This is a genomic window from Levilactobacillus lanxiensis (genome assembly GCF_016861655.1).
In the GTDB taxonomy this organism is placed as follows: domain Bacteria; phylum Bacillota; class Bacilli; order Lactobacillales; family Lactobacillaceae; genus Levilactobacillus; species Levilactobacillus lanxiensis.
In genome coordinates this window covers 331,515-344,271 of the sequence record NZ_BOLN01000003.1, presented here as the reverse complement: position 1 = coordinate 344,271, position 12,757 = coordinate 331,515, and the positions used below count along the sequence as shown (strand labels likewise).

Genomic DNA, 12,757 nt, shown 5'->3' with positions numbered 1-12,757 from the left:
ACGACCTTGATAACTTTCCCATCGGCATCTGTCGTTGTAGTCACAGTACTGTCGTTGGGATCCGCCGTCGTTGTGTCGTGTGCAAACGTTGGTGCTAACCCTGGTTGTGCAGTAACGGTTGTATCAGTTTTACCTTGTTTTACCGTTGTCTGCGTTGCACCTTCGGTGAAGTCCTGCGTGACAGGAACTTCCCCGTCTTTTTCTTCCTTGACCGACTGGTCACCGGTTGAAGGGTCATACGTGTACGTCGTCGTACTATCATCGTTTGGCCACGTCTTAACGACCTTGATAACTTTCCCATCGGCATCTGTCGTTGTAGTCACAGTACTGTCGTTGGGATCCGCCGTCGTTGTGTCGTGTGCAAACGTTGGTGCTAACCCTGGTTGTGCAGTAACGGTTGTATCAGTTTTACCTTGTTTTACCGTTGTCTGCGTTGCACCTTCGGTGAAGTCCTGCGTGACAGGAACTTCCCCGTCTTTTTCTTCCTTGACCGACTGGTCACCGGTTGAAGGGTCATACGTGTACGTCGTCGTACTATCATCATTTGGCCACGTCTTTACGACCTTGATAACTTTCCCATCGGCATCTGTCGTTGTAGTCACAGTGCTGTCGTTGGGATCCGCCGTCGTTGTGTCGTGTGCAAACGTTGGTGCTAACCCTGGTTGTGCAGTAACGGTTGTATCAGTTTTACCTTGTTTTACCGTTGTCTGCGTTGCACCCTTGGTGAAGTCCTGCGTGACAGGAACTTCCCCGTCTTTTTCTTCCTTGACCGACTGGGCACCAGTTGATGGATCATACGTGTACGTCGTCGTACTATTATCGTTTGGCCACGTCTTAACGACTTTAACAACATTCCCATTGGTATCTGTTGTCGTAGTCGTATTGTTGTCGGTAGGCGTCGTCGTATCATGTTCAAACGTCGGCTGATTAGTTTTAGGGTCAAGGGCAACAACAGTACTCGTGTTTTCAGTGTCACCATCAGACAAAGTTACCTTAGCATCACTGGTAAGCGGTTGTGATGTACCAACCTGCACCTTATCTTTTTGTTCACTCACAGATCTATCGCCAGTATCTGGATCATACTTGTAAATTGTTTCGCTGCCATCAGCCCACTGCTTATCAATCCGCACCACGTTACCAGCTGCATCTTTTTCAGTGGTTGTCTTATTACCCTTACCATCATCAGTCTGGCCCAAAATCTTCAATGTCCCATTGTTAACGGTAACGGCATAGTTTGCTGAATCAGACTTTCCAGTAATTGTGTACGTCTTAATTTCAGTCTCAGAGATTGGGTTTAGTGTAACACTGAGCGCATCACTCGTATCGCCATCGACTAACTTATCACCCTTTGCAATGCTAAAGCCATTCGCACCATGTGCCGAGCCATCGTAATCAGTAGTGACATCATTAATGTTCACCGTAATTGGCCGCTTGTTCACGGTCAATGCACCTGTCCCAAAAGTAAGCTTGAAGTTGCCATTGGCTGCGCTCAAAGTATCCTGAGCAGCTTTGGTTAATTGTACTTTGTATCTACCGTTATTGTCAGCTTGTAATTGATTAGGTTGCAATTTATCAGCTGGTAATACTGAATTTGTCATTGTGTCAACAATCTCGAAATTGTCCGCACTAAGTACACTAGTATCTGCCCCATTGACTGAGACTGACAAACTTGGTAATGAATCACCATAAGTCACACTGGTCCCCGTTACAGCCACGTTTCCAGCCGCTGGGTTCACGGTTAACTTAGCCGTTCCAAAATTGCCAAAAGTATAATTCGTATCTTCCTTCAAGGTGTTCTGTGCATCAGTGGTGTATTGAATCGTGTAGTCACCACCAGCTTGTAGCTGATTACTCAAAACAGCCTTTCCAGTAGTATTATCAATAATTTCAAAATCATCCTGAGTAAGTGAATGGTCTGTATTTGCTAAATCCGATCCTAAACTACCCGTGATTGTTGGATCTGCACCGTACACCACACTAGTATCTTGAATCGTTGGTGTTGCATCTGCCGGTGTAATCGTGACTATTCCAGAAACGTAGAGCCCAGCATTTGGGTTATCTGGCGTTAAGCTCTTAATATAGCTCCGCCCTTTTTCCGTTAACTTGAAGTAGTAAGCACCCACGTCTTTTGGCGTAACTGACGTATCTGAATCAAGTGCAGCAACGTAATAAAAGTTATCTGGGTTGGCAAATAATCCCGCCAATTGGTCAGCAGTGACTGTAGCACCAAAACCTGTACCAAAATCAGCTTTAGGATTTTCCAATGTCGTCCCGTAGACCTGAGACCAAGAGCTGAAGGTCACCATGCTAGCTTGGGTTGCGGAGTTAGTCGTCGACATATTATCTACATCGTTTTTAAATTCACTGAGTGACGTATCCATGCCACTGATACCAGCATAACCAGCCTGACTGTCTGTAACAATGGTTTCAGGATCCGTTGAATTCTTTGCATCTTCCAAAGATGCCTTAGCATCCGCATTGGTCTTCGATAGGTTCTCATAGACCGCGTTCACGGAATCCAGTAAACTCTTTGCGGCAGTCTTTTGATCAGCCGTGATGTCGGGTGAAGCCACAAATGTATCGTAGATATCTTGCGCCGCGGCCTTTTCTTTATCGGCAGCGGTTTGATTGTCAGTCGCCTTTTGAATCCAGTAGTCTAGCGTTGATTGGGTTGGAACCAAGATACTCTTGCTATCCTGAGCCGCCGAAGAATCCGTGGAATCTGTCGCAGCAGCATTAGGAACGGTCGACCAAGTGTAGGCTGGCGTGCTACCGTCAGTGATAACTTTACCATCCGACCCGATAGGTTGTTGCGCATTAAGCGCATCCGTGACGGATTGATTCGTCCCTACAGTTACATTGGCCGTAACAACTGGGGTCCCGTCAATCGTTTCACCGGTAGCCGTGTAATAGTGTTCAATTGGGTTAACGTCTCCAGTCGTCGTGGTTCCTTCAGCCACTGTCTTGCTCATATCAATTATTAAGTCATAGTTGACTGGCTGACCGTCTTCAGGTGTAGGAATTGTAACCGTTGCTGGGGTAAATCCTGGGATGTCAACCACAGTACTCTTACCAGCAACCGCATTCACTTCTATAGGGGCAATCCCCTGAATGGCTTTTCCAGTTGCCTTATCGATTGGCGTTATAGTGGCCTTATAGGTCAAACTAACTGGGACTGACATACTTTGAGTCGCATCCCCAGTCACCACGTAACTGTAGTAGGCGCCATCAGAAGCGGTTGAGTCACCACTAATATACTTCGTAGAAGCTTGGCTCCCATCAACAACGTACACGTTATTGTCTGCGTCTGATGGAATTACCGTCACCAAATTAGGATTTATTTTAGGATCTGCCGCGATGGCCCGCTGTGCAGCTGCCTCTGAAGAAAATACTAAAACAGTATCCCCAACGTTAGCAGTCACATGTGCTGGTGTAGCAGTACTAGCCGTTTCCGTTGCTAAAGGCGTAGTCGTTGGTGTGGTAAAACTAACATCGACTTGCGTCGTCTTAGGTGTGTAATCAAACGAATCAATTCTAGCCGCATAATTGTTCGTTTGATACCCAGTAGACGCGGCGATTGAGATTGAATATCCAGAGGTGGTGTCACTGATTGTGCGTGTGAAAACGTATTTATCAGCCAAAGTAACCGTCAATACTTTACTTGCAGCATCATAAGTTATTGCGAACTTATAAAACGGATCATTTGCTCGATTACTCAAATCCATCGTGCTTGCAGCTCTCACGTCAGTATCTGCTTGCAGTAATCCATATTTACTATCCGTCGTCCGCCAGCCAAAGTAATCTGCCGTGCCAGGATCAGCAGCGTCACCATCTTCATCAGCTCCGTTGTGATAATTATCATAAACAAAACCAAAGGCATTATGCAGGTTACCTAGTCCTAGCATTTGACCGGCACCACCCGTGGCCGCGTATGCGGGGTCACCGGGAGCAAAGATAATGCCAATGCCATCTCCTGCATCAGCTCCGGTTTTGTTTCCAATTCCCAAAGCCCCGGTCATTGAAAAGTCATGACTAAAGTCAATATCATGGTCAAAAGAAACATGAGCTACTTGGTGACCAGTCACCTGATCCGATTTGAGATCACCAAATGTGTTATAAACATCGTGAGGATCCGTACTGGTCAATGCAACAGATCCATCATCACCAATTGTAATGTTATGGGTGTTATCTATCTTGCCCTGTCCGCTAGTCTTATCATTGGTATCATTATTCACAAGAGTTCCCACGAAATGATCCTTAATCTGGTCCGCCGTGAGCGAAACTGTGCCATCCGTACCATTAACCTTGCTAACATCAACCTGTTGACCGGGTGTTAATACTGGGTACTGTTGTGCCGCATTATTATCTGGCGTAACGGATGCAGATTCTGCCACTGCTGCTTTAACGGCTGTAGGAGCGTCTTGCGCTGGGACGTCTTGATTTGAGGCACCTTGACCTGAAGCATCTTGCCCTGAGGTGCCTTGGCCTGAAGTATCTTGCCCTGAGGTACTTTGGCCTGAGGTACTTCGGCTTGAAGCATCTTGGCCTGAGGTGCCTTGGCCTGAAGCATCTTGGCCTGAAGTGCCTTGGTCTGAAGCATCCTGTACGGAAGTGGTTCCTAGCTTCGATGAGTCACTTGTTGACCCAGTCTTAAGCGTCGCACTCCCTGTCACCGTTGGCGTTGATACTGAAGACGCATCCACCACTGGAGTATCATCCCCTGTTGCGGCATGGACGTCAACAACGCCCGTGCTTTCTGCGATAGCTAACGCAGAAAAACCAACTAAAAGCGTTCCAAATAAACGGGTCTTGATTTTCCAGCCCGTATGTCCCTTGTATAAAATGAAGTTCTTCTTCGCATTTTGATTTGCTGCTTTTTGTCTCAAGCTTGACCTCTCCTTTTAAATGGTACCGAATACTTATTTATTAAAATAAATCCATCGCCAGAATTCGATTAACAATTCTGATAACCGATCGCCAGGATACTATTGTCAGCGACCAGTTAGTAAAATTGCCTTTCAGTGGTTAACCTACCGATGATTCTCATGATTACTCGTGGTATCCCGCAAAAAATTAGTCGCTTCTTTCGAGAAATTCCTTGGAATTAAAAAAGCACGTTTCTTTTTTGCCCATTTGAAACAGTCTGTTGGAAAACAGCTGATTAGTCATCATTCTGCCAGATTTGTACATAGACTTGGCGGAACTACCTCACAGCTAAATAACAAGCTATAAACATTCTAGCCTGAAACCGTTATTTCAGATAACCTTTTCACGACTATTCCAATTGCAGTATCATTATAAATGTGATGGGGCTAACATTCAAGACGTTTATGTTCCATATTTAGTCACAGTAACAAATGATTCCATGTGTTACCAAATGTGCTATGTAGCGCTGTGCTTTATTCTTTAGCCAGTTGGCTTTTAAATAAATATTTTTATTTTATTAGGAAAATCGCTGAGAATCGCCGGCTTATATTAATTCTCTATATGGTGAACTATTTTCCTCAAAAGTCGCTACCTCAATTTTGTTTAAGGATCACCATCTTCTAGGGACATTTTCCATAAAAAAGCAGGTTGCTCTAATCAACCTGCTGCTATTACCAAATATTCAATTTGACTGGACCGCTTGCACCTCAGGATTACAAAAAGCACGAGACGTGTGCCTTTCAATCGTAAGCACGTCTCGTGTTCTCTTTGACTTCTCTTTAAAATTTACTTGGCCGCATGACCATGCCATTTAGGAAAATGGGTAAAGCTATGCATCTTGGTATACGTTCGATGGCTATTCCAGTCCTTGTCAAAGAATAGATTGCTAACCGTCAACGTCTTATGCGACTTGCTTAGCTTGACCTCAAAATGGTCATAGTCCCCACTTTCAGCCATGGGGCTATGCCTACTGTCGACGTCGCTTAAGCCACCAGCCACCGAAACTGGCAACCAAAACACCCCAACCTAACCAATGAATCGGTGTGAACCGCTCATTCGTAGCGGGCAAGGACAACTGTTGCTTTTCAGGTTTCGTCGCCGTCGCAAACGCACTTCCAGTATGGATTGGCAACGTCGTGGTCGTCTGACCAATCTGACCGTTGCCACTTGCTGTTCCGCTCTCAACTGGTAAGGTTGGTTCGGCTGGCTCACCACCATCTCCTTGGCCACCACCCACCACATTAGGCGCATAAGTATAAGTCACATCCACCGGCTGCTCGCCAAAGATTCCGACAGCATTCGTTGGCCGGCCAACGACATGGTAGTTGGCCAGCGGCAAGGGTTGCGTCTGATAACCACTTCCCACCTGGCCAACAACACGGGTATCGCTGTGAACCGGCATCCCCTCAGCGGTCTGATAATGCACCGCCACGTGACCTTGCTTAATGGCCGGCAAGGTTGGTTTCGGCGCCGGGGTGGGCACCGGTTGTGGATTAGGTGTCGGCGGAGTAACCGGTGGTACGGGGATCAGTTTACGGTAAATATAGGTCACCATGATTGGCTCTTCGCCAAACGTCCCTTGTGTGTTGGCAGGCGTTTCCGTCAGCTCATAACCGGGGATCGTAGCGGCTTCCGTCTGATAAACATCACCGATATCCCCATTCAAAGTTTGACTGGGTGCTAGTTCCTGACCTTGTTCATCCTGATAGTTCGCCGTGACTGGCTCGGCGGCATCGCCGATATCATACCTTTGGACAATCCAAAAAAAGTATCTGTGAAGAGGATCCTTGCCTATCACATACTTCGCAATTAAGAAATAATAATTACCGGTCTGGTCGCCACCCTCGGGAAACTGCGCTTGGTCGATAATATTCGCAAAGTCGAGTCCCCCCTTGCCATCTTCCGTGACCTCACCACCCTGGGTGTACCAAAAAGTAACGCCCTCACCGCCGTGACCCAAGGCACCCCCCTCATAATTGTGGATCAAATACATATCTTCGAGGTGCTGGTCGACGCCCGTGGCTAGTTCGCCAGTTTGTAAATAAATCGGAATGTTCAAGTGAGCCTTACGCGTCCACGAGTTCACCTTGATAGGCTCCGGAAATATGTACTGATACATCTGATTATCACTGACATCGGCCGGAATGTTTTTCAGACTTGAAAAATCTGCAATAAAATTATCATGAAGCCGCAACTCCGTAAGATTGGTTAGCCCCGCCAACGGCGACACATCACTGATTTGGTTATTGCTCAGCCATAACGTTTCTAGGCTAGTCAGATTTTTTAGCGGCGAAACGTTTTTGATATTGCCAAAGTTTTGATAAGACTCATCATCCGTGCCCCCACCACCCATCATTAGGGTTTCCAAATTGGTGGCGTACTCCAGTCCATCAAGCCGGTATTCTTCGCCATCCGGGTTGTAAGTCGACTCGCCACTCTCACCTCCGTAATAACCAATAAATAACGCCTTCAACCGCTTCATATCGTCCTTCGTGATGTCGGCGGTCGACTGCCAAGTCTTGTCATCATCCGGAACAGGAATGAGATGGGTCAATTGATAAAAAATTGCCCGTTGGAGTCGCTTATTCGGCATCCACTGATCAATCGACTCGGTGGCTTGCTTACTGGCCTCGTGTGGTCGGTCAACCCCAACGGTAGCCGGCTTCGGTGTGTCAGGTTTCTTGGGCTTGTCTGCGGTTTCCGTTGTCGTCGTTTCATGAGTGGCCACGGCATTCGACTCAACCGTTGTGGGCTCGGTGACTTCCGTTGTCGGCAGCCTTGATTCACTGCCACTGTCTCCGCTCAGCCTGTCCGACGAAGACGAACTCCCTAAGAGCGCCTCCCCTGAGCGATTTTTCAGGGTCTGTTTGGCTGTCGCGGGGGTCGCCGCTAAGGCCCTCACCGGTGTGATGAGCGGCCCACTAATTTCGGCTAAAATAACTACGGTGACCATCCAGTTTTTAATGTGGTGTGTGGCTTGGTGTCGACTGACTTCTGCTCCCCAATGCATGTCAAAATCCTCCTGAACCTGTGGTAATGGTTACTGACTACCATCTATTACCCCAGAATAATAATGATTACTCATCTGTTGTGAGTTGATTTTAGTATATCGAAATTCATTTGGCTTTTCTATACCCCGTTGATGTTTTATATTGTATCTAATCGGCAATTTGTTTCGATATCAATTGACTGTCGACTATAATCATTCGATGAAGTGTTGCACTTAGTTTGCCAATCCATTCTCTACAATTGGCGGATTTTTGTCTGGGTCTAGCCATCTTTGTTTATTTTCTCCTACACATTTTTTCATCACAAACGTGTGCTTGTCACCCCGCTGCTTTAGCTCTACAATAATGAGTGATTGCCGGTACATAAGCTAGCAACCGAGATACATCGGAGATTATTCAAGTCGTTTTTAGGGGTAATGGGAGGAAAATCATTTATGAAAAAAGTTATGCAAGCGTTAATGGTTTTGGGAGTTGGAGCTGGCGTTTTAGGGGCAGCCAGTGTCACAGCTTCCGCGAACAGTCAGTATTCAGCGGCTCGGTCCAAGTCCGTCCGGTTGGTTTGGCGTAAAAGTATGAAACGTCATGCGCTGATGGCCACGACTGGGGCCCGTTATTCAAAGCACCTGGGGATTCGTTATAGTAATAATGACGTGACCCCCACCGTTATCTGGTATACGGATGCTCACGAAAAACTGTACGAAAAGAATAAGGGTGTTAATGCCATTTACTATCACGTCCAGAGTGGCGACGGAACCCTTCAAGGTTGGATTTGGCGGGGCTATTTGAAAACAGCCACTGCTAAAAAGCCAGCTTCATCTACGGTGACAACGCAGACAAACCCAGCTGATCCAGCAGAAAATTTGCCAATCGCGAATGAAAACACCCTGATTCAAGAAATCTTAAGCTTGTTCCCAGGAACAACGGTCGACCAGAATCTGTCTAACCAAGCAGGTAGCGTTGTTTACACTGACGACGGCGAGGAATCGCCAACGGTGCCAGCCGGTGAAACCTACATTCACTTGAGTAATTCGTCTATGACCATGGATACGCAAAATTATCAAAACCTGTTGACGCAAGCTGGCTATCCGGCCGCCAAACGAGCCCAGTACCGCGGCTGGCACATTGGTGTCCGCGTGCAAACCGAAGATGGTTACGGCGAAGGCGTCAATCAAGGCGATGCGGCTATCTTCTTGGCTCCAGCAAAATAATTCAGTCTTTACGTTGTTTTTGAAATCTCGTTAAATAAATGAACGTCAAATAGGACTAGCCCTCAGCTGTGGGGGTTAGTCCTATTTGGCGTTCTCTGCTATTCAGCTATCCGATTGGCAGTAATCAATCGACAGTTAAACGAATTGATTACCAATTGTATCTGGCGAGGATGGTTATCCATCTGAAAATTAGGCCATTTAATTTTTTATAAGTATCTTTTCAAAATTCCTCTGAAAATCACTTGCACCATGTCTTGTATTCACCTTAAAGCCAAGTTCCTTACAAATCTGCAAATTTTGTCCCGTAGAAATGCATCTGTACCGACTGTCATCATCCTGAAATACAGTATAAACCACCTTGTACATTCCCACCTTTTCTGCAAACTTAATAACTCGTTTCAACAATTGAGAATGAAAGCTTTTAAGCTCCGTTGCCGTCGTATCAATCCGGTTATTAAAGACATCAAAGCCCGTCAACCATAATTCTGGTAGTCCATCAGTGCATATTCTAAAATTACCATCTAAAAACATACGATGATTTTGTGCGTATCTCGTAGTGACGTTCATTGAGTCATTTCGAGAATATACTTGATAATGTAAGGAGATTCCAGCCTCTGCCATCTCTTTACTCAGTATTTCCAGGTTCTTGGGGGTAAACCCTCGTAAATCATCATCAAAGTACGTATCCATATTTTGACTCCACGTAATCAAGGTGTCATGAGGGACGTTCAATAATTCTACCAATCCATGCGAGACCTCTTCGCTCATTTTACAATGACGATGAGCTGCAACCTTATAGACCGTTGCACGAGATAGCCCATATATAACAGCCTGTTTAACAAAATATTTTAGTGGGATATGCTTTTCATCTAAGATCTCTCGTAAGTGATTTGTGATAATTTCATTCTCAATTTTCATACTTATCGCCCTCTTAAAATTACCATATCAGCCTTTACATCTCGTTTCAATACTCTAGTTGTAATCTATAATAAGAGATCATCATGTTATAACCATCCCCATGTAATCAGCGTTCTTAAATCAAGTAAAGGTATATACCAGAAAATCATTTCGGCAGAGTATCCAGCTGACAACTTTATTTAAAGACCCTAATGTTATTCAATGAGCCACTTTTCAATCAGCTTTCATTTGTACTTTAGAACACTCTGGACACAATAAGTAATAAGTAATTATAAAAATCCCCCATAAAACGTCTAACGTAAAAAAACTGTCAGTCTCCCTAATTGGGTCTGACAGCAGTTGATATTTCTCTATTCCATTGCACAGTTCACCGTGATCAATCGGTAATTAATCGAATTAATTACCAACTGAACTCCTCGAGCTGAGTTAGTCACACAGTAGTTCTTGCCTAACTTCTCGACACGGCTAGCGTCATCGTCCAGTACAGCAAACACTAGCGCTTCTACATCAACCGGCGACAGGTCAACTGACAACTTCTTATTCACCCGCTGATACACCAATTCAGTATAACAAACATGCGCCTTGAGTTGCGTCAAGAGCGCCCGATTAGCTAGCGTCCGCGTCCTCCGTCACAAACGTGTGCTTGTCGTCTAACACATACTGACATTCAGCGGCGTTGAGCGTTAGACTTACCCGGAACAGCGTCTTGATTTCCTGTTCATTACTCATGACCACGAAGAATTCACGATCCGTGCCGCTGACGTGTTGGAAAGAATCATACTCTCCCTTAAATCCTTCCTTACGGAACAAACCGATAATCTTCATCATTCCAATCTGGGTTACTTCTTTATCTGCCAAAATTCAATCTCTTTTCTCTATGCTAAATTTTCGGGCAATATTGGCCCACCTAGTGACCGCTAGTGACAATTTTTTCCACGAAAAAGCCGCCCCCCATGTACGAGGCGGCTCCGAGTCAGAAGGGCTACTTGCCCATCTTCGTCTTGCTAGTCATGTTTAACTTGTCATCGAAGTCGTAGACCACTGGTTCACCAGTAGCCATTTCGAAGTCCATGATGTCATCGTCGGAGATTCGTTCTATGTGCTTGCTTAAGACACGTAATGAGTTACCGTGGGCTGCGATGATGACGTTCTTGCCATAAGCAACCTAGGAGCAAGCTGGGCTTCCCAGGCCTCTCTATAATGATAGTAACTAGTATTCACTGGCGATTCTTTTCGTAACATTCTAAGGACATATCAATTGGCTAAAATCTCAACTATTTACTTCAACTACTCTGCTTTAGGTACAAAGTAACTTTTCCAAAATCTTCCCGAGTCCCCATAATAATAAATTGAGCGACTCATTGACACTATTACGTTAATATCCGATAAACACACCTGATACGAATAGAGTCCTAACACTGATATCCAGCAATATAGCCTTTCCTTTTCTGTATATAATTTAGCCTGCATAACACGTGCTTTAGGTGTCATGTCACCTGGAATAGGTGCAAACGGATGGAGCCTCTCCGTTCCTAATCTTTCAAGTAAAGGATTATCGATTGTAATAACTTTTAGTTTAAGTCCTCTCGTTACACTCCTCAGTACATCAATAACCTGTATCATCGCTTTGCTATCCATGCCACATAACAACGCAAATTCAATCGCCATTTTTAGTACTGCTAAAGCTGCAACACTATTATTATACGGTAGTTCGACCTGAAATGTAGGTCTGCAGAGCTTATGCTTAATTACAAAATCCTCATCACGAACATTGGGATATCTTTTTTGAATACTCTTAAAAAAATTTTTTGCGGACTCTTCATCCCTAAACGTTCCATCTATACGGACCCTTTTCCCCTGCTCTTCTTTTTTGACTATTGTATGCCGTAATTTATATGTATTATTTCTTGGATCAAACAAATATTCATTTTGAGTTTCTACATCTTTCACGACTACGTTTTGGGTTTTCTCATGCGTTTTTATACCTGCAAAATTTACAAAGTTTTTTAACTCCTTCACAAAACCACTGTCAATAATATCACCTAGTAGGTTATTACAGCTATCACAAACAATATCAGTGGCTTTCAAACGGTCACCTAATCCATACAAAAACACATGCTCTTCTGTCTTATTATCCTCCGTAATTTCCGCATTGCAAAAGAAACAATGATCCGTCATAACTAAGCCCTCCAAGATTTTTTGTTCAAATTAAGATACCTCGCTACATTATGGCACAAAGGGAACATATGTTCAACTCCTGAACCTACCAAAAAAGTGAGTTGCACAACAACCTTGCTCCTTTCTTCGTCACTGAAAAAATGCCCAATCTGTCACAACATCTGGTCTAAGCAATTACTGCTATTTGCTTTCCACAATAATAGAGGGCAATAACATTAATTTAAACTGGTCCTCGGTCTTAAACCCGCATCAATAATTCGTTTATATACTAATGTGCGGTAATGAATATTTACGTATCGGCTGTAGCCTTTAACTTGCTGGCATGCTAAGTAGTTTCGTAACGTTATTGAATACCCAGTACCGGCTTAATCATATTCTTGATTCGTTTAAAAAAGTGGTAACCTTCTTGAGAATTCACCCGAGGATTACCACTTCTTTAGTTTTTCTATTCAGTTACACGCTTCACCGTAATTAAACGAATTGGCCACCAATTGTAGACGGGCAGGGCTAGTCACGCAG

9 protein-coding genes and 1 pseudogene are annotated in these 12,757 nt (G+C 44.7%); 1 reads left to right on the top strand and 9 read right to left on the bottom strand.

Features of this window, described 5'->3' with window-relative positions:
• From JUF22_RS05590 to JUF22_RS05575, 4 genes are all read right to left on the bottom strand, one after another.
• Positions 1-4,394 (bottom strand): lectin-like domain-containing protein (locus tag JUF22_RS05590; protein ID WP_203644312.1); only part of this gene is annotated, 4,394 nt, incomplete at its 3' end.
• On the bottom strand, positions 4,334-4,600 hold the full coding sequence (locus JUF22_RS05585; protein WP_203644309.1) for a hypothetical protein: 267 nt from the start codon (positions 4,598-4,600) through the stop codon (positions 4,334-4,336). The genes JUF22_RS05590 and JUF22_RS05585, both read right to left, overlap by 61 nt.
• Positions 4,601-5,712: 1,112 nt before the next feature.
• On the bottom strand, positions 5,713-5,883 hold the full coding sequence (locus tag JUF22_RS05580; protein ID WP_203644307.1) for a hypothetical protein: 171 nt from the start codon (positions 5,881-5,883) through the stop codon (positions 5,713-5,715).
• A gap of 10 nt (positions 5,884-5,893) precedes the next feature.
• Positions 5,894-7,936, bottom strand: coding sequence for a MucBP domain-containing protein (locus tag JUF22_RS05575; protein ID WP_203644305.1), 2,043 nt, complete (start codon positions 7,934-7,936; stop codon positions 5,894-5,896).
• Positions 7,937-8,368: 432 nt separating this feature from the next.
• Between JUF22_RS05575 and JUF22_RS05570 the strand changes: the two genes are divergently transcribed.
• Positions 8,369-9,142, top strand: coding sequence for a hypothetical protein (locus tag JUF22_RS05570; protein ID WP_203644303.1), 774 nt, complete (start codon positions 8,369-8,371; stop codon positions 9,140-9,142).
• Between the two features lie 198 nt (positions 9,143-9,340).
• Here the strand turns inward: JUF22_RS05570 and JUF22_RS05565 are convergent, their stop codons facing one another.
• From JUF22_RS05565 to JUF22_RS05545, 5 genes and pseudogenes are all read right to left on the bottom strand, one after another.
• Positions 9,341-10,060 (bottom strand): hypothetical protein, encoded by a 720-nt coding sequence (locus tag JUF22_RS05565; RefSeq protein WP_203644301.1) that lies wholly within the window; start codon positions 10,058-10,060, stop codon positions 9,341-9,343.
• 350 nt (positions 10,061-10,410) lie between these two features.
• A complete protein-coding gene (locus JUF22_RS05560; protein ID WP_203644299.1) occupies positions 10,411-10,656 on the bottom strand; it encodes a DUF3781 domain-containing protein in 246 nt (81 codons plus the stop codon).
• A gap of 10 nt (positions 10,657-10,666) precedes the next feature.
• Positions 10,667-10,888: a hypothetical protein gene (locus JUF22_RS05555; RefSeq protein WP_236000726.1), complete on the bottom strand. Its 222-nt coding sequence runs from the start codon at positions 10,886-10,888 to the stop codon at positions 10,667-10,669.
• 154 nt (positions 10,889-11,042) lie between these two features.
• Positions 11,043-11,248: pseudogene (gene gpmA, locus JUF22_RS05550) on the bottom strand (2,3-diphosphoglycerate-dependent phosphoglycerate mutase); the annotation flags it as partial.
• Positions 11,249-11,347: 99 nt separating this feature from the next.
• Positions 11,348-12,238 (bottom strand): HNH endonuclease, encoded by an 891-nt coding sequence (locus JUF22_RS05545; RefSeq protein ID WP_203644295.1) that lies wholly within the window; start codon positions 12,236-12,238, stop codon positions 11,348-11,350.
• Between the last annotated feature and the right edge of the window lie 519 nt (positions 12,239-12,757).